This is a genomic window from Streptococcus sp. 27098_8_99 (assembly GCF_041431935.1).
GTDB lineage: Bacteria > Bacillota > Bacilli > Lactobacillales > Streptococcaceae > Streptococcus > Streptococcus parasanguinis_D.
Map to the genome: position 1 here is coordinate 168,770 of NZ_JAPVYQ010000001.1, position 19,128 is coordinate 187,897.

The 19,128-nt window shown below is 43.0% G+C and carries 16 protein-coding genes and 3 tRNA genes; 2 read left to right on the plus strand and 17 right to left on the minus strand.

All coding sequences use genetic code 11. From position 1 onward, the window contains the following. Positions 1-12: 12 nt before the first annotated feature. Positions 13-2,469: a DNA gyrase subunit A gene (gene gyrA, locus O3605_RS00780; RefSeq protein ID WP_371585065.1), complete on the minus strand. Its 2,457-nt coding sequence runs from the start codon at positions 2,467-2,469 to the stop codon at positions 13-15. A gap of 198 nt (positions 2,470-2,667) precedes the next feature. Here gyrA and O3605_RS00785 point away from each other — a divergent pair, with 198 nt between their 5' ends. Then, entirely contained in the window at positions 2,668-3,654 is a 987-nt protein-coding gene (locus O3605_RS00785) for an L-lactate dehydrogenase (RefSeq protein ID WP_023918022.1), read from the plus strand. Positions 3,655-3,746: 92 nt separating this feature from the next. On the opposite strand, the gene O3605_RS00790 is transcribed toward O3605_RS00785, so the two are convergent. From O3605_RS00790 to parE, 9 genes are all read right to left on the minus strand, one after another. Continuing rightward, a tRNA-Arg gene (locus O3605_RS00790) sits at positions 3,747-3,818 on the minus strand. Between the two features lie 231 nt (positions 3,819-4,049). Continuing rightward, a complete protein-coding gene (gene rpsA / locus O3605_RS00795; protein WP_003011990.1) occupies positions 4,050-5,249 on the minus strand; it encodes a 30S ribosomal protein S1 in 1,200 nt (399 codons plus the stop codon). A gap of 168 nt (positions 5,250-5,417) precedes the next feature. After that, a tRNA-Gln gene (locus O3605_RS00800) sits at positions 5,418-5,489 on the minus strand. Between the two features lie 49 nt (positions 5,490-5,538). Then, positions 5,539-5,619 (minus strand) — tRNA-Tyr (locus O3605_RS00805). A 52-nt stretch (positions 5,620-5,671) separates the two neighbouring features. Beyond that, positions 5,672-5,902 carry a DUF2969 domain-containing protein gene (locus O3605_RS00810; RefSeq protein ID WP_003003589.1) on the minus strand — a complete coding sequence of 77 codons (231 nt, stop codon included), beginning with the start codon at positions 5,900-5,902 and terminating at the stop codon, positions 5,672-5,674. Positions 5,903-6,136: 234 nt separating this feature from the next. After that, positions 6,137-7,159: a branched-chain amino acid aminotransferase gene (locus O3605_RS00815; protein WP_049497883.1), complete on the minus strand. Its 1,023-nt coding sequence runs from the start codon at positions 7,157-7,159 to the stop codon at positions 6,137-6,139. Positions 7,160-7,334: 175 nt separating this feature from the next. Next, positions 7,335-9,788, minus strand: coding sequence for a DNA topoisomerase IV subunit A (gene parC, locus O3605_RS00820; RefSeq protein ID WP_371585066.1), 2,454 nt, complete (start codon positions 9,786-9,788; stop codon positions 7,335-7,337). A gap of 203 nt (positions 9,789-9,991) precedes the next feature. Then, positions 9,992-10,810: an aminoglycoside 6-adenylyltransferase gene (locus tag O3605_RS00825; RefSeq protein WP_371585067.1), complete on the minus strand. Its 819-nt coding sequence runs from the start codon at positions 10,808-10,810 to the stop codon at positions 9,992-9,994. 55 nt (positions 10,811-10,865) lie between these two features. After that, positions 10,866-12,815, minus strand: a complete 1,950-nt coding sequence (parE, locus tag O3605_RS00830) for a DNA topoisomerase IV subunit B (protein ID WP_371585068.1) — start codon at positions 12,813-12,815, stop codon at positions 10,866-10,868. A gap of 187 nt (positions 12,816-13,002) precedes the next feature. Here parE and plsY point away from each other — a divergent pair, with 187 nt between their 5' ends. Further along, on the plus strand, positions 13,003-13,647 hold the full coding sequence (gene plsY / locus O3605_RS00835) for a glycerol-3-phosphate 1-O-acyltransferase PlsY (protein ID WP_049473029.1): 645 nt from the start codon (positions 13,003-13,005) through the stop codon (positions 13,645-13,647). Positions 13,648-13,704: 57 nt separating this feature from the next. Here the strand turns inward: plsY and O3605_RS00840 are convergent, their stop codons facing one another. The 7 genes from O3605_RS00840 to leuB form a co-directional block, all read right to left on the minus strand. Next, entirely contained in the window at positions 13,705-14,115 is a 411-nt protein-coding gene (locus O3605_RS00840; RefSeq protein WP_049497886.1) for a hypothetical protein, read from the minus strand. 56 nt (positions 14,116-14,171) lie between these two features. Then, on the minus strand, positions 14,172-14,537 hold the full coding sequence (locus tag O3605_RS00845) for a hypothetical protein (protein WP_049497887.1): 366 nt from the start codon (positions 14,535-14,537) through the stop codon (positions 14,172-14,174). A gap of 378 nt (positions 14,538-14,915) precedes the next feature. Continuing rightward, positions 14,916-15,701, minus strand: coding sequence for an L-threonylcarbamoyladenylate synthase (locus O3605_RS00850; protein ID WP_049497888.1), 786 nt, complete (start codon positions 15,699-15,701; stop codon positions 14,916-14,918). Between the two features lie 95 nt (positions 15,702-15,796). Then, complete coding sequence (gene leuD, locus O3605_RS00855; RefSeq protein ID WP_049497889.1) at positions 15,797-16,390, minus strand: 3-isopropylmalate dehydratase small subunit; 594 nt, start codon at positions 16,388-16,390, stop codon at positions 15,797-15,799. An 11-nt stretch (positions 16,391-16,401) separates the two neighbouring features. Further along, positions 16,402-17,784 (minus strand): 3-isopropylmalate dehydratase large subunit, encoded by a 1,383-nt coding sequence (gene leuC / locus O3605_RS00860; RefSeq protein ID WP_070505612.1) that lies wholly within the window; start codon positions 17,782-17,784, stop codon positions 16,402-16,404. Positions 17,785-17,808: 24 nt separating this feature from the next. Beyond that, positions 17,809-18,087, minus strand: a complete 279-nt coding sequence (locus O3605_RS00865) for a DUF1294 domain-containing protein (protein ID WP_070505613.1) — start codon at positions 18,085-18,087, stop codon at positions 17,809-17,811. A 1-nt stretch (position 18,088) separates the two neighbouring features. Then, a complete protein-coding gene (leuB, locus tag O3605_RS00870) occupies positions 18,089-19,126 on the minus strand; it encodes a 3-isopropylmalate dehydrogenase (RefSeq protein ID WP_049497892.1) in 1,038 nt (345 codons plus the stop codon). Between the last annotated feature and the right edge of the window lie 2 nt (positions 19,127-19,128).

Here is a 19,128-nt window from a genome sequence, read left to right on the forward strand (position 1 = left end):
CTGTCCCCTTATCTATTCGTTTTCTTCCACTACTTCTTCATCTTTTTCTTCGGGTTGGACTGTTGTAAAGGTCACAATTTTCGCATCCTGATCCAGTCTCATGACTTTCACACCCTGTGTTGAACGACCCGTTTGAGAGATATTACCAACACTTGTACGGATCATGACTCCGGTATCGGTAATGATCATCAGATCTTCATCTCCTTTAACGGTTAAAAGACCAGCTAAGGGACCATTTTTCTCTGTGATATTGGCTGTCTTGATTCCTTTACCGCCACGGCCTTTGGTTGGGTATTCGCTAGCCATTGTACGCTTACCATACCCTTTTTCACTGATAATCAATACTTCATCTTGATCCGTAACGACACTAGCACCTACAACCTTGTCTCCTTCACGGAGATTCACACCACGTACACCTGTGGCAGAACGTCCCATATTCCGGACTACAGCCTCATTAAAGCGGACAGAATAACCATACTTGGTACCGATAATGACATCAGTATTACCGTCTGTAAGGAAGACATTGATCAATTCATCCTCATCACGCAGATTCAGAGCTTTGAGACCGTTCTGACGAATATTCGAAAATTCAGCTACATTAGTCCGCTTGACCAAACCTTGTCGCGTCGTAAAGAAGAGATAAGCTTCGTCACTGCGGTCTTGCTCCACATTGATAATGGTTTGAATCGATTCACCTTCGTCCAATTTTAGGAGGTTGACAATTGGCAATCCTTTAGCTGTCCGGCCATATTCGGGAATCTCATAACCTTTCAAACGATAAACCCGCCCCTTATTCGTAAAGAAGAGCAAATGATCATGGGTGCTCGTAGATACGAGTTCGCGAACAAAGTCATCGTCTTTCACACCGGTTCCTTGGACACCACGTCCACCACGTTTTTGTGCAGTAAATTCAGCTTGGTCCAAGCGTTTGATGTATCCTTTATTAGAAAGGGTGATTAAGACATCTGTTTCTTCAATCAAGTCCTCATCTTCAAGAGAAAGAACTTCCCCTACCATCAACTCAGTTCGACGAGCATCGCCAAACTTGCGTTTGACTTCTTCTAATTCTTCCTTGATAATAGTCGCCACACGCTCTGGTTTAGCCAAAATATCAGCCAAATCAGCAATCAAGGCAACCAAGTCGTCATATTCACTCTGGATCTTGTCTCGTTCCAAACCTGTCAAACGACGAAGACGCATGTCCAAAATGGCTTGACTTTGACGTTCAGAGAGCTTGAACTTCGACATCAACTCAGCTTGTGCTTCAGCGTCTGTCTGGCTATTGCGGATGATTCGGATTACTTCATCAATGTGATCCAAAGCAATAAGCAAGCCTTCTAAAATATGGGCACGAGCTTCAGCTTTTTCTTTATCAAAGATGGTCCGGCGAGTCACCACTTCTGTTTGGTGCTCGATATACGCACCTAAAATTTGACGAAGAGAAAGGATCTTTGGAACACCGTTTTGAATCGCCAACATATTGAAGCCAAAGTTAGTTTGCATTTGCGTCATCTTAAAGAGGTTGTTCAAAATGACATTAGCCGAAGCATCCCTACGGACCTCGATCACAAATCGAACCCCTTCACGGTTAGACTCATCACGTACAGCTGTAATCCCTTCGATCCGTTTTTCTTGCACCAAGCGAACGATATGTTCGTGAACCTTGGTTTTGTTGACCATATAAGGGAACTCGGTAACGACAATCCGCTCACGACCACTCTTGGTCACTTCAATCTCTGTACGAGAGCGAAGGACGATCGACCCTTTTCCTGTTTCATAGGCTTTATGGATACCTGATTTCCCCATAAAGAGAGCACCTGTCGGAAAATCTGGACCTGGAAGAACTTCCATAAGTTCACGGGTCGTTACATCAGGATTATCCATCATCAATTTTACTGCATCAATGGTTTCTCCCAAATTGTGAGGAGGAATATTTGTGGCCATCCCAACAGCAATCCCAGTAGCACCATTGACCAAAAGGTTAGGGAAACGTGCAGGTAAGACCAAAGGTTCGCGCTCGCTGGCATCATAGTTATCAGTGAAATCAACTGTATTTTTGTTGATATCCCGTAACATTTCAAGAGCGATCTTACTCATACGGGCTTCGGTATACCGTTGTGCAGCGGCACCATCACCGTCCATGGAACCAAAGTTTCCATGACCGTCCACTAACATGTAGCGATAACTCCACCATTGCGCCATCCGAACCATGGCTTCATAAATAGAGGAATCCCCGTGTGGGTGGTATTTACCCATAACATCCCCTGTAATACGGGCTGACTTCTTATGTGGTTTATCTGGTGTAACACCTAATTCATTCATTCCGTACAAAATACGACGGTGAACAGGTTTCAAACCATCCCGAACATCAGGGAGGGCACGAGCAACGATAACACTCATGGCATAATCGATAAAACTCGTCTTCATTTCTGATGTTAAATTCACATCAATTAGATTCTTATCCTGCATTCAAAAAATGCCTCTCTTTACTTAATTCACCATACTATTATAACACATTTTAGCCTATTTTTCTTCTTAGGAACACAAACGTAAAAACGTTTACATCAAGGATTCATACTGTTTCAGATGACAAAGACTTTCAAAAGTGGTAGAATGAAATCGTATGAGAATCTATCTCAAAAAAAAATGAAGGAGACGTTTAGACTCATGGATTTGACTAAACAACACAAAAAAGTTATCCTTGTCGGTGACGGTGCCGTAGGTTCATCTTATGCATTTGCACTTGTCAACCAAGGAATTGCACAAGAGCTTGGAATTATCGAAATTCCTCAATTGCACGAAAAAGCTGTCGGAGATGCGCTTGACCTTAGCCACGCCCTTGCCTTCACTTCACCTAAGAAGATCTATGCGGCTGAGTACGCTGACTGTGCGGATGCTGACCTTGTTGTAATTACTGCAGGTGCTCCTCAAAAACCAGGTGAAACTCGCCTTGATCTTGTTGGTAAAAACCTTGCCATTAACAAGTCAATCGTAACACAAGTTATTGAATCAGGATTTAACGGTATCTTCCTTGTAGCTGCTAACCCAGTTGACGTTTTGACATACTCTACATGGAAATTCTCAGGATTCCCTAAAGAACGCGTTATCGGTTCTGGTACTTCTCTTGACTCAGCTCGTTTCCGTCAAGCTTTGGCTGAAAAATTGGATGTGGATGCTCGTTCAGTACACGCCTACATCATGGGTGAACACGGTGACTCAGAATTCGCTGTATGGTCACACGCTAATATCGCTGGTGTAAACCTTGAAGAATTCCTTAAAGACACTCAAAACGTTCAAGAAACTGAATTGATCGAATTGTTCGAAGGTGTTCGTGACGCTGCATACACTATCATCAACAAAAAAGGTGCTACATACTACGGTATCGCTGTTGCCCTTGCTCGTATCACTAAAGCAATCCTTGATGATGAAAATGCAGTACTTCCACTTTCTGTATTCCAAGAAGGTCAATATGGTGTTAGCAACGTTTTTATAGGTCAACCTGCCATCGTAGGTGCACACGGTATTGTTCGTCCAGTGAACATCCCATTGAACGATGCGGAACAACAAAAAATGAAAGCTTCTGCTGATGAATTGCAAGCAATCATCGATGAAGCATGGAAAAACCCTGAATTCCAAGAAGCATCTATCAACTAATTCAATTAGAAAAGACTCTCAAATTTGAGAGTCTTTTTTGAGCTATGAACATAAGATAAAAAGGCTGAGAGACTTCTCAACCTATTCTTCTCTCCACCCTGAGGGAATCGAACCCCCATCTCAAGAACCGGAATCTTACGTGATATCCATTACACTAAGGGTGGCAACTGTTATAGTATATCAAATTTTCAAAAATTTTACAAGTAAAAAAGAGAGTGGGACAGAAATCAGTAATTCGTTAGAATTCGATTTCGTCGTCCCACCTCCGCACAGTTGAGTAGGGCTGTAAAAGCTGATGAAATAAGGGTAGTAGAGGCCACTCAACCACTGCGTCTTGCTCGACAATCCAAAAATAATTGAGAGGCTAGGACTTTTGTCCCAGCCTCTTTTGAATATTACAATTCGATATCGCCAAACAAGTCAGCCATTGAGAATCCAGTTTGAGTTTCTGGAAGATCAAAGTCGCGTTTTTCTTGTTTTGGACGACGTGGGCGAGATTGACGTTTTTCTTGTTTTTCGCCTTCTTCCTGAGCTGGACGTTCTTCAAGAGCTTTGATAGAAAGTGATACACGTTCATCTGCAGCATTTACTTCAAGAACTTTAACAGTTACTTCTTGTCCAACTTTAAGAACATCTTTTGGATTTTCAACACGTTTGTGTGAAATTTGTGAGATGTGTACAAGTCCGTCGATACCTGGCAATACTTCAACGAATGCACCGAAGTCAGTCAAACGTTTAACAGTTCCTTCGATAACATCACCAGCAGCCAATTTTTGTTCAACGCCATCCCAAGGTCCAGGTGTTGTAGCTTTCAATGAAAGTGATACACGACCTTCTTCTTCGTTCAAGTCAAGAACTTTCACTTGGATTTCTTCACCAACAGTTACAACTGATTTAGGTGATACGTTGCGTTCGTGTGACAATTCTGTCAAGTGAACCAATCCATCAACACCACCAAGGTCGATGAAAGCACCGAAGCTTGTGATACGTGCAACTTTACCAGTTACGACATCACCAACGTTCAATTTACCAAATACTTCTGCGCGTGCTGCAGCTGATTCAGCTTCAACAACTTCACGACGTGAAAGGATAAAGCGGTTTTCTTTTGGATCTACTTCTTTGATTTTAGCATCAAATTCTTGACCTACGAAACGTTCAGTGTTACGTACAAAACGAGTATCAAGCATTGAAGCTGGAATAAATCCACGAAGTCCTTCAAATTCTACTGAAAGTCCGCCTTTAACAGCGCGAGTTCCTTTAACAGTAACAACTTCTTCTTCACGTCCGACCAATTTGTCCCATGCTTTGCGAGCTTCCAAACGTTTTTTAGATACAAGGTAAGTTACTGTATCAGTATCTTTACCAACTACTTGACGAAGAACAAGCAATTCAAGTGTTTCACCTGGTTTTACCAAGTCGTTGATGTCAGCATCACGATCGTTTGTCAATTCGCGAAGAGTCAAGACACCTTCGACACCAGTTCCAGAGATTGCAACGTTAGCTTGGTTCGCGTCAACTGTCAATACTTCAGCAGTAACAACGTCACCTGGTTCAACTTGGCTAACACTGTTTAGCAAATCTTCAAATTCATTCATCTAAAAAATCCTCCAACAATCAAGTTTTCTAAAACTTGACATACTTATAATTATTTTTCCTAAGCAAGCACTCGCAATGAGATCAACTACAATCTTTAACGACTCATCCTATAAAGAAATAAAATACCTGGATAGATATTTTATCACTTATCTGATATTACCTAAGAACTGGGGTAGCTGGATTCGAACCAACGCATGAGGGAGTCAAAGTCCCTTGCCTTACCGCTTGGCTATACCCCAAAAAGAGCGCTGACATTAGTCACTTTATCATCGTCACAATGAACGCTAATGGAGAGAGAGGGATTCGAACCCCCGAACCCGAAGGAGCGGATTTACAGTCCGCCGCGTTTAGCCTCTTCGCTATCTCTCCATATAAATCAACAGGATCTATTATACCATTGATTTACTATGATTGCAAGCCCTTATTTATTCAAATTATAATTTTCTATTAAAATTTCAACGGCTTTTTCAAGTTTTTTGTAAAGAGAATCCACATTTCCATTTTTGATGATGGCAAATTGACCAGCCATGTCTGCAATTTCACCAATCGTTTTCTTTCCAATGGACAAAGTGAAACCATCAAAAGTGTCTTTTCCGACGGTTACTTTACTATCAACGATTTGAATCTCAATTTTCTTATCTTTTTTACTCATTTCAACCCTCTTTTCACTTTTTCTATTTTACAAAAATTCTCTTGATGACGCAAGAGAAAAGGGAGTGGGCAGAAAGAATTTAGTTAGAAATTCCTTCTTTTTCCCACCCCCGAAAAGGTCATTCGGCACTCTTTTGAGCCTAAAAGCGAATGAAGAGAAACTTTAGCTACTACGTCCTTCGTTAAGACTTGTTCTCATTGAAGCCTGGACACTTTTGTCTCAGATGTTTTCGGTTTAATCGACTTTGACAATCCATCCTTCTGGCGCTTCGACATCACCAAATTGGATACCAGTCAACTCGTCATAGAGTTTCCGTGTGACAGGACCTACTTCTGTTTCGGAATAGAAGACATGGAAGTCATCACCGTGTTGAACGCCTCCGATTGGAGAGATGACAGCTGCGGTACCACAAGCTCCTGCTTCTACAAAGCGATCCAAGTCATTGATAAAGACATCCCCTTCAATTGGTGTCATACCAAGACGGTGTTCTGCCAAGTAAAGTAAAGAATACTTGGTGATAGATGGCAAGATAGAAGGACTCAATGGCGTCACAAATTCGTTATTAGCAGTGATTCCAAAGAAGTTTGCAGAACCAACTTCTTCAATTTTGGTGTGCGTCGCTGGATCGAGGTAAATCACGTCAGAGAAGTTACGATCATGCGCAATCTTACCTGGCAACATACTAGCTGCGTAGTTCCCTCCAACTTTTGCAGCCCCTGTACCATGTGGTGCAGCACGGTCATACTCGTCTTGAATCAAGAAGTTCGTTGGAACCAAACCACCTTTAAAGTAGTTACCGACAGGCATGGCAAAGATGGTAAAGATATACTCATCTGCTGGATGCACACCAATAATATCACCGACCCCAATCAAAAGTGGACGAAGGTAAAGGGTAGCTCCAGTACCATATGGTGGAACATACTCTTCATTAGCTTTCACCACTGCCTTACAAGCATCCACAAACATGTCAACAGGTACTTGAGGCATCAGCAAACGATCTGCTGTGCGTTGCAAACGTTTGGCGTTTTGATCTGGACGGAACAATTGGATACTTCCGTCTTTTGTACGGTAGGCTTTTAACCCTTCAAAGGCTTGCTGACCGTAATGCAAACTTGGAGAGGATTCGGACAAATGCAAGGTCGCATCTTCTGTCAATTCCCCTTTTTCCCAAGCTCCATTGCGATAATGTGCCAAATAGCGATAAGGTAATTTCATATATGAAAAGCCAAGGTTTTCCCAATCAAGTGATACTGTCATGATAGTGCTCCTTTTAATTTTTTCTATTCCTTGTCGATCTGATGCAGGTCGATTCAGTTTCTCAATCTATGTACACTATTGTACACCATTTCATGAGAATTTCAAGCGAAATTTTCAATTTTCAGAAAATTTATTTTCAAAGAAAGTCAGTCCTAGAATGGACCGACGCTTTCTTTTATTTGATAGTAGCTGAAAAAACTTCTTGATCTGAAATGGTATCGTTGACAAAGGATCCATTGCTTGTTTTTTCAGAAATGCTTAATTGTGTCAAATCAACTTCTGTCACCTGACCTGTTGTGGAAGTGATCTGAAGAATTTGATCTTGTACTGCCACTTCTTCTTGGCTCGTAAAGAGATCAAAATCTCCCTGGTCAGTGAAGACTGGACCTGCCTTGAAGACGCGGTGTGGTTTATTTTTCAACTCACGCAAGACCTGTAGTCCCCGTTTAGCCCGACTGGTCACAGGAATATCGTCTTGTAACATCCGTTTGAGACTGCCTCGCTGGGTCAGAATGTACATGCTTGGAGTCGTCGACTTAAAGGCTGCAGCAACTTGATCTCCGTCTTTGAGGTTAATGGCTTTGACCCCTGCTGCTTTGGCTCCTACGACAGGGACCTCCTCAATATTGAAGCGCAACCCATACCCATTTTTAGTAATAATCATGATGTCTTCAAGGACAACTGGCGCAACTGCTACGATACGGTCGTCTTGGTCTTTTAGCTTAGCATACTTAGTCGATTTAGAACGATAAGTCCGCCATGGGCTCAATTCCTTGCGTTCAAAGCGCTTGATTTGTCCTTGTTGAGTTGCCGCAAAGTAGGTCACGCCCTCAAACTGATCCACAATCTCCGCAAAGAGAATTTCTTCCTCTTGCTCGAAATTGGTCAAGGTCTGACTGAGGTGCTCGCCGATATCCTTCCACTTGGTATCTGTCAATTCATGAATTGGTCGATAAATGGCATTCCCCAAGTTGGTAAAGAGTAAGAGATGCTGAGTGGTCTTAGCAGGCTCTACAAAAATCAACTCGTCATCGTCTCGCTTACCGACTTCTTCCAGTGTCGACGCATTGAAAGAACGAGGCGAGGTCCGTTTGATATATCCAGCACGGGTTACGCTGACGAAGGTTTCCTCTTCAACAATGAGACTGGCTGTATCAATCTCGATCGTTTTAGCCGTGTCTTGCAATTCACTGCGACGAGGATTACCAAAAAGCTTCTTGACTTCACGCAACTCCTTCTTCATGAGATTGAACATGGTCCGTTCATCCCCAATGATGGCTGCCAAGGTCACGATTTGCTCCTTGAGACTGGCATGCTCTTCTTCCAAGGTCACGATATCCGTATTGGTCAAGCGGTACAATTGCAAGGTAACAATAGCTTCTGCTTGTTCTTCCGTGAAATCGTAGCTGACCTTGAGGTTTTCCTTGGCATCTGCCTTGTTATCAGAAGCGCGGATCAAGGCGATGACCTCATCGAGAATGGAAATGACGCGGATCAAGCCCTCTACGATGTGGAGCCGTCGTTCTGCCTTTTCCTTATCAAAGCGCGAGCGAGCGACAATGATATCCCGACGGTGTGCAATGTAGCTAGAGAGAATCGGTACAATCCCCACTTGACGAGGGGTATAATTGTCAATCGCCACCATATTGAAGTTGTAGTTGACCTGCAAGTCTGTGTACTTGAACAAGTAGTTCAAAATCAAATCTGCATTGGCATCTTTTTTGAGCTCAATGGCAATACGAAGACCATCTCGGTCAGACTCATCCCGAACCTCAGCGATACCTGCCACCTTGTTGTTGACACGAACATCATCGATCTTCTTGACCAAAACAGCCTTGTTGATCTCATAAGGGATCTCGGTAACCACAATTTGCTGCTTACCGCCCTTGAGCTGCTCGATCTCTGTTTTAGATCGGACAACTACTCGGCCCTTACCAGTTTCATAGGCTTTCTTAATCTCATCCCGGCCTTGGATAATGGCGCCAGTTGGGAAATCAGGTCCAGGTAAAAACTCCATGAGCTTGTCTACCTTGGCAGATGGATGGTCAATCATGTAGACCACGGCATCAATGACTTCAGCAAGATTATGTGGTGGAATATCTGTCGCATAACCAGCTGAAATCCCTGTTGCCCCATTGACTAAGAGATTTGGAAAGGCTGCCGGCAAAACAGTTGGCTCTTTTTCTGTATCGTCAAAGTTCCAGGCAAAAGGCACTGTATTCTTTTCGATATCTTGCAAAAGATAACCCGCAATTTCAGACAAGCGCGCCTCGGTATAACGCATAGCCGCTGGTGGATCACCGTCCATGGAACCATTGTTTCCGTGCATTTCAACAAGGATCTCGCGGTTCTTCCAGTCTTGAGACATGCGGACCATGGCATCATAGATAGAACTGTCCCCGTGAGGGTGGAAATTCCCCATGATATTTCCGACAGACTTGGCAGACTTGCGGTAGCCCTTGTCATGGGTATTGCCGTCCTTATTCATCGAATAAAGAATCCGCCGTTGAACAGGTTTCAAGCCATCCCGAATATCAGGAAGAGCCCGTTCTTGAATAATGTATTTGGAGTAGCGACCAAAGCGCTCCCCCATGATGTCCTCCAAGGACATGTTTTGGATATTACTCATATAGGGTACAAAGCCCGTAAAATACAAAGTGAAAATAGGAAATTCTTGCAGTGAGCCATGCTCACAAGAGAATTTATCTTTTTCACACAGTATTTAGGGCGTGTTCAACTCCTTTCAAAGAATGTTGAATATTTTTTTACGAAAAAGAAATTCAGTTACACCAAGTAACCAAACGTTCCTTTCTGATGTTTAAAATAGATTCATTAATGATTAGAAAGTTTCTCTTTAGCATAAGCTATCAACTTCTCAGCCACTTCCTTATCGTAAGCAAACCCCATCTTTTGAGCTAGAACTGACGCTTCTCTATGAAAGAAATTCATGGTAGCAAATAAGGATTGACTGTTCTTCTCTAAACTAGATAGATCTAGCAAAGCTGAGAACTCCTTCTCTTGCTCATCTGATAGATACTTGAAAAGGTACTTGTAGTTCTTTCCGATATCAACTGATCCCCTTTCGCTTGTCACCTGCCAAGATAAGACCTTGAGGAGTTCTTGCTGGCAAATGCCATAGAGGTGGTCGGTCGCATAAATAAGCTGATTTCTTCTAATGGCCTTGACAACATAAGCCGATACCCACCAAAATTCATTGCAGGATGCTGCAAATTCCTCTTCAGTAGGCGGAGCGGTCCAATAGCGCTTCGGACTAGGAATGTAAGAGTCAAACAAACCTTTGTCATCTTTTAAGACTTTGAAACCAGCCTCGCTATCCACCCACTCTTGGATAGACTCCTTGGGACAGAGGGTTAAATCAATACGATTCCCATCTTCAAAAAGCATGAGATATAGACGACGGTGTCCAAGAGTAACTTCTTGCTCAATGATACGTTTACCAAACTGATCCAACCAGGATAAATCTGAAATCAGGTCTTCTAGATCATCAACGATATAGACCACATCGTAGTCCTGAAATTCATCTTTTGGTGCCCGAGGATTCGTTCGTGATCCGGATAAAGCAATTGCTTCTACTTCTAGAGTATCAGCTATTTGCAAAATCAGATTCATCATTTCTGTATCAGTTCTCATGTCGATTCCTTACCATTTCTACATCCCAGCTTATTTACTTTATAGTAGAAAGTGATTAAAATACTGTATTTTCTTCTAAGGTAAACCTAACGTTATCTTCAATCCATTGACGACGTGGTGCAGCCTTATCTCCCATAAGGACAGAGACGCGGCGTTCTGCACGCGCTAGATCATCAATGGTGACACGGATCAGGGTACGAGTTTCTGGATTCATGGTCGTTTCCCAAAGCTGATCCGCATTCATCTCACCCAACCCTTTGTATCGTTGGAGGGTTGCCCCACGGCCAAAGGTCCGACGCAACTCTTCTAATTCGCTATCTGTCCAAGCATAGGCTACTTCTTCTTTCTTGCCTTTGCCTTTCGACATCTTATAAAGAGGAGGAAGTGCAATGTAGACATGCCCTGCTTCTACCAAAGGGCGCATATAGCGATAGAAGAAAGTTAAGAGGAGGGTTTGAATGTGGGCACCATCCGTATCCGCGTCGGTCATGATAATGATCTTATCGTAGTTGGCGTCTTCCACAGAAAAATCTGCCCCAACTCCAGCACCGATGGTGTAGATCATGGTGTTGATTTCCTCGTTCTTGAGGATATCACTCATATTGGCCTTCTCAGTATTAAGAACCTTCCCACGAAGTGGAAGAATCGCTTGGAACTTCCGATCCCGTCCTTGTTTGGCAGAACCGCCGGCTGAGTCTCCTTCGACTAGATAAAGTTCGTTTTTCTTAGGATTTTTAGACTGGGCTGGTGTCAATTTACCAGACAAAAGTCCCTTGTCCTTTTTGCTCTTCTTGCCATTTCGGCTTTCATCCCGCGCTTTACGAGCGGCTTCACGCGCATCCCGGGCTTTAATAGCCTTACGAATGAGATTGGAAGCCAATTCTCCATTTTCCATGAGGAAGAAGGTCAATTTATCAGAAACAATGCTATCGACGACTGGACGAGCCAAGGGACTTCCTAATTTGTCTTTGGTTTGTCCTTCAAACTGCAAATGGGCCTCTGGAACCAGGATCGAGAGAACAGCAGACAAACCTTCACGGTAGTCTGATCCTTCCAGATTCTTGTCTTTTTCTTTGAGGAGTCCTATCTTTCTTGCATAGTCGTTCATAGCCTTGGTAATGGCTGTCTTCAGACCTGTCTCGTGGGTTCCCCCATCTTTGGTGCGGACATTATTAACGAAGGACAAGATATTATCTGAGTAGCCATCATTGTATTGCATGGCCACTTCTACCTGAAAACCATCTGATTCGCCACTAAAGTAGAGAACAGGTGTCAAAGTTTCCTTGTCTTCGTTCAAGTACTCTACGAAATCTTGGACACCATTTTCATAATGAAAGGCCACATGGTTGTCTTCTTCCTTACGGAGATCGGTCAGCGTCAGCGTCACGTCCTTCAGCAAGAAGGCTGATTCTTTGATCCGCTCAGCAATGGTATTAAATTTGAAATCTGTCGTTGAAAAGATGGTTGGATCTGGCATGAAGGTGACCTTGGTCCCTGTCTTAGACTTGGGAGCAGAGCCGATCTTTTCAAGGGTTGTAACTGGTTTTCCCCCATCTTCAAAACGTTGCTTATAGACAGCTCCATCACGAGTAATTTCTACCTCTAGCCAGCTAGAAAGGGCATTGACGACAGAAGATCCCACTCCGTGAAGACCTCCGGATGTCTTATAGCCTCCTTGACCAAACTTCCCTCCAGCATGGAGGACGGTAAAGATGACCTCAACGGTTGGTTTGCCCATAGCATGCATCCCGGTCGGCATCCCACGTCCCTGGTCTTCTACCGATAGCGAACCATCTTTATTAATCGTTACATCGATTTGTGATCCAAAGCCAGACAAGGCTTCATCGACCGCATTATCCACGATCTCCCAGACCATGTGATGCAAGCCATTTCCATCGGTCGATCCGATATACATCCCTGGACGTTTACGGACTGCATCCAACCCTTCTAGTACCTGAATGGCATCGTCATTATAATTATTAATATTGATTTCCTTTTTTGCCACAAGGAACCTCCTATTTGTTCATCTTTTCTATATTACAGTTTTTTAGGAAATTTTGCAAAATTTTTTCTCTTTATATGGAGATTTCCATATCCTAGTAAAAAATGTTAGCTGGGCACTTTCTTCAGATGTCACACTTTAACTCCAAAAATTTCTTTTTCTATTGATGCCTTTTTGATATAATGAAAGTATGATAAAAGAAATAAGTGTTTTAATTTTAGCCTATCTGTTAGGCTCCATTCCTTCGGGATTATGGATTGGGAAAATCTTTTTCCATATTAATTTACGGGAACATGGCTCGGGCAATACTGGAACGACCAATACCTTTCGGATTTTAGGGAAGAAAGCTGGAATCATTGTCTTTGCGATTGATTTCTTGAAAGGAACTTTGGCCGTTCTCCTTCCGACTTTCTTTGGAATTCAGGGGATCTCGCCGATGGTCTTTGGTCTCTTAGCCGTTTTGGGACACACTTTCCCAATTTTTGCTGGATTCAAGGGTGGAAAAGCAGTGGCGACGAGTGCTGGTGTCTTACTTGGTTTCTCGCCTATCCTGCTTCTCATTTTAGCTGTTTATTTTGTAGCTAGCCTTTATTTAACCAGTATGATTTCGTTTTCGAGTGTTACCGTTGCGCTACTCGCCATTCTTTCGGTCCTCCTTCTTCCTTTGACTGGATGGATCTTGCACAGCTATGATCCGCTTTTTACAGTCATTGTCTTGGCCTTAGCTACCTTGATCATTCTTCGACACAAGGACAATATCCAACGGATCAAAGAGAAAAAAGAAAATCTCATCCCTTGGGGAAAAAACATCACCCATCAACAACCAAAAAACTAGAGCGCATGCTCTAGTCTTTTTGGTTGGATCCCCCTTATACTTTTGAACAGATCCTCATTATAAAGCATCGACTAAGTCCATCAGTATTTCCATAGGAGTTTTTTTCTTACGACCATTAACAGTTTCGATCATGTGATAAACTTTTAAACGATTGTCATTGCTAAAGACAAACTCAAAGCGGAATTCGCGTCCGTTGGGTGCCACTGTATCAAATTTCGTTTTATATTTATCATGAACTGGGCTAACTGGAAACTTATTGAAGAGCAAGCGTCGTTTCTCCCCTGCTTCTTTCAAACAGTTTTCTAGTTCTTGACAATAGTTATAAAACAGCTGATAGAGGTCTTCTTCTGAAATTCTTCTTCTCCGAACTAATGATGTAAAATCCGAAAAATTTCTGCGCGGGATTTCAATGCTAAATGAGAATCCCTCTTGGTTGATTCTTTCTAAAAATGCATCTCTTGAAATCATAGAACTACTCTTTCTTTTATCAATCTGTAGTGAACCCTTATTGTTTCTATACACAGTCAATCCATTATGTAATCAAGCAGGTCCATCAGGGTGAGTTTCTTGCGACCATTGACGGTCTCAAATAGATTATAAACTCTTAGTTCTTGGTTCTTTTTAAAAGCAAACTCAAAGCGAAATTCGCGACCATTGCATACAGCTACATAAAATCCGGTCTGATACTTTCTCTTATCCGCTACCGCTTGCATTTGCCGGTCTTCTACCTCTCTACAAAGTAAAAGAAAGATCTGATAGAGTTGCTCCTCAGAGAGCCTTTTTCTCCAAACTAATGACTTGAAGTTATTGTACGTCCACCATGGGATTTGGATGTTGAAGGAAAAACCTTCCTGATTGGCTTTATCGATAAACGCTTTTCTGGAGATCATACTAACTCCTCTTCTAATGGAACATTGTTTGCCTCCATTATATCATCTTTTATCCTTCCACAAAAAAAGCATCCCAAATGGAATGCTTTAAAATTTTGACAATCTGATTTTTACATAAGACAGGTTAAGGAATGCTGAAAAAAATTAAAATGATAAATATCATCAAGTTCATACAATATACACTGAAACTTTCCGCCGTGAGAAAAGTGCTAGAAACAAAATTGTTTCTAGCACACGGGAGTTTTGGAACCTTAGGTCCAAAACTAAGTCATGGAACTTCGTAGAAGTTCGCTGACGTCCGTACTCACCTAAGGAAAGTTTCTAAGATAACTTTGTCTTCAATCCGAGCATCCCAAATAGAATGCTTTTTTCTGTTTCTTAATAGTATTCCCCTTGGCGGTAGTTCCAAGAGTTGAAATGATCAGATAAGTGCATCATGATCTTATCGATATCCAATCCTTTACGGATCACAACTGGACAAGTATTGACAGAACGGCTACCAGCTCCTTGTTCTGGTATGAGTTTTCCTTCGGCATCAACCATAGAGACCATTACGCCTTGTTCATAGCGAGTTTCAATGGTCTTGTCTGGTTGGATAGAAGCTACATAATCATCGGCTTCAATGACCAAGTCCACAGCACCTTCGATGCGTTCACCGATTCCTTCGACCTTCCCGCGGTTTCCTTTACCGGAAGGGTTGGCTGAAGAAGCGTAAACCATCTTACCTTCTTTTTCCCACATTTCTTTGGCGATTTGCTCACCAGCTTTACCAAATTTGATGACAAAGCATGAAGTTCCCCGAACGTCTGTCATGAGTTCTTCACGTCCATCTCCGAAAGCTTGCAATTTTGCATAAGCATCTTCGCGCCAAGGAAGGATACAACCAAGCAAGATATCTTCATCCCAATGTTTTTGGTAGAAGGCTTCGATTTCAGGATTCAATTGAGCAAGAGCGCGGAGTTCATCCATGCTTCCACAAAGAACAACACCTGGTTTGTTGCGGTTGCGTTCTTTGGCTTCGAACTTCCGTACCAATCCAGCCTTGTCGCTGGTCATGATGATGTAGCCAACTTTTGTAGGGCAGACGATACAGCCACCCTCTCCTTTCAAAATATCAAATCCTTCTTGTGAAAGTTGTCCGTCCCATTGAATGTGTTTTGTCATAAGTCTCTTTCCTTTTCTATTCTTTTTAGTATTGTATCAAAAACTAGTCTCAATTTCAATATATTTTCAGAAAATTCGTAATTAAGTATACAATTTTATGATTGCCAGTAAGCTGGTCGATTCTTCTCATATGCTGCGATCAAGTCTTCGTACTGAAGCGTAATTCCGATATCATCCAGCCCATTGAGCAATTTGTGCTTCCAATCTTGATCGATCTCAAAGCAAAACTCTCCAACAGGTGAGATGATCTTCTGCTCTTCCAAATCCACTGTTACCTCATCTGTCGGCTTCAAACTTGCCAATTTCTGACGAACCTCTAGTGGTTGGACAATAGGCAGCATGCCATTATTGAGCTCATTATTGTAATGAATATCTCCGAAGGATCCAGCGATAACGACCTTAAAGCCATAATCTGCCAAAGCCCAAGCTGCGTGCTCCCGAGAGGAGCCAGCCCCAAAATTGTCACCAGTAATCAAAATAGTTGCCTGGCGGTATTCTGTCTTATTAAAGATAAAATCTGGATCCTCGGTATACTGATCATCCAAGTAGCGCCAAGCATACATGAGGTATTTACCAAAACCTTTTTTATCAATCAACTTCAAGAATTGCTTGGGGAGGATTTGGTCGGTATCGATATTATCGTTCATCAAGGGAACCGTTGTCCCTGTATAAATGGTAAACTTCTCCATGATTCCTCCTTTTACTCGACTTCTGGCAATTGGCGCACATCGACAAAGCGACCAGCAATTGCTGCTGCAGCGGCCATAGCAGGGCTACAGAGATGGGTCTTGGCCCCAAACCCTTGGCGATCTTCAAAGTTTCGATTGCTAGTAGAGGCACAGTGGACGCCATCTGGCACCTTGTCTGGGTTCATCCCGAGACACATCGAGCAACCTGGATCACGCCATTCAAAGCCTGCATCCATAAAGATTTGATCCAATCCCAACTTTTCAGCGGCTTGCTTGACTGGACGAGAGCCAGGTACGACAATGGCTGTTAAGTTGGGCGCGATTTTTTTACCTTTCACAAACTTGGCTGCCAGCTCTAAATCACTGAGACGCGCATTGGTACAGGAACCGATAAAGATATAGCCCAATTCAATGTCTGCTGGTTTTTGACCAGGTTCTAAATCCATATAATGATAAGCCCGTTCATCATTCATGTCCCGAATCTCTGGGAAGGGTGTTTCAAAGTCCACTCCCATAGAAGGATTGGTCCCCCAAGTCACCATCGGAGCTAGTTCAGATACATCCATACGGATGACCTTGTCATAAACGGCATCGTCATCACTGACCAGAGTCTTCCAGTCAGCTACTGCGGCCTCAAAATCACTTGGCACACATTCGCGTCCCCGAAGGTAGTCAAAGGTCGTCTCATCTGGATTCATGATCCCCATTTTGGATCCAAACTCAATCGACATATTGCAGATGGTCATCCGTTCTTCCATGGTCAAGCGATCAATTGCTTCTCCCCGATACTCTACGACATAACCAACTCCACACGCAACACCATAACGCGCTATCAAAGCTAAGATGTAATCTTTTGAATAGATCCCTTTTTGTGGGGTACCTGTGAATTCGACCAACATCTTCTTTGGTTTGACTTGCCAGATGGTTTGGGTGGCAAAGACATGTTCTACTTCACTGGTTCCAATCCCAAAGGCAATGGCACCGAAGGCTCCGTGGGTTGCGGTGTGACTGTCTCCACAGACAATAAATTTTCCTGGCTGGGTCCGACCAGTTTCTGGGCCTATCATATGCACGATTCCTTGCTTAGCAGAACCGTGACCTGCATGATCAATCCCAAATTCCACCACATTCTCAGCTAATTTATCAATCTGGGCTTTTGAAATGACATCTCGGATATCAAAAATATTGACCGTTGGAACATTATGATCAAAGGTTCCAAAGGTTAAATCGGGTCGTCGAACCTTGCGTCCTGTATCCCGTAATCCTTGAAAGGCTTGGGGACTCGTCACTTCGTGGATATAGTGTTGGTCTACATACATGAGTTGGGGTTGCCCTTCCACTCCTGTAATCACGTGGCGGTCCCAAAGTTTATCAAAGATAGATTTTCCACTCATCGTCTTTCTCCATTTATCTTCTTGTTAGGAAATCCATTGAAGGATTAGAAAGAGGACACCTGCTAAGAGAAGGCTACTCATCCACCAGGTGGCTTGGAAATACCATTTCCGTACCTTGTGGTGAAAGAGATGCCCACCTAGAAGAGCTCCAAATCCACCAAGTAGCCAGCTCTCGAGTAACAGGACCTTTTCAGGAATCCGCCATCTGTTTTGGATGGCTTTTCGCTTATCTAATCCATAGGTCAGAAAGACCATACCATTCCAAAGAGCAATGACCATTAAACAGCGATCTCTCCAAGTCATCTTAGAGATTCCTTATGATAGCTGCTGTCATCTCTGCAGTCGAAGCCTGACCACCTAGATCTCGGGTTAAAATCCCCTGATTCAAGGTTTGATTGACCGCTTCTTCAATCATTTCTGCACCTGCTGTTTCTCCAAAACTGTCTCGGAGCATCATGGAAACAGAGAGGATCATAGAAATCGGATTGGCAATACCCTGACCAGCAATATCTGGTGCTGAACCATGAATCGGTTCATACATACTTGGTCCTTTGTCAGAATGACTGGCAGACGGCATCACGCCTAGTGTTCCAGGAAGGACACTCGATTCGTCCGATAAGATATCTCCAAATAAATTCTCTGTTACGACGACATCAAAGCGTGCTGGATTGGTAATCATGATCATAGCCGCACTATCGACAAGCTGGTGCTCTAAGGTCACATCTGGAAATTCTTTGGCAACTTCTTCTGCTACTTGGCGCCATAATTTAGACGTTGCAAGGACATTTTGCTTATCGATACTGGTCACTTTCTTGCCACGTCCTTGCGCAATCTTGAAGGCTTGGCGCATAATCCGACGGATTTCTTCTGCGCTGTAATCATTGATATCGCGCGCTGTATCTTCTTTCAAAATATGCTCTCCAAAGTAAATCCCACCTGTCAATTCACGTACAACCACGAAGTCGACACCCTCGATACGCTCTGGTTTCAAAGGAGACAGGTGTTTCAAGGCATCAAAAATCCGTACAGGGCGAATATTTGCAAAAAGATTTAATTCCTTGCGAATAGCGAGCAACCCTTGTTCTGGACGAACAGGAGCATGGTCATACTCAGGACTCCCGATGGCTGCGAGAAGAATAGCATCCGCTCCTTTAGCTGCTTTTAGGGTATCTTGGGGAAGTGGGTGACCAGCAGCATCAATCCCAGCACCCCCAAAAGGTTTGTCTTCTAGGCTATAATCAAAGCCAATTTTTGGAGCAACGGCTGCGAGAACCTCTAGTCCAGCTGCCATGATCTCAGGGCCAATCCCATCTCCTGCAAGTGTTACAATTTTCTTTGTCATGT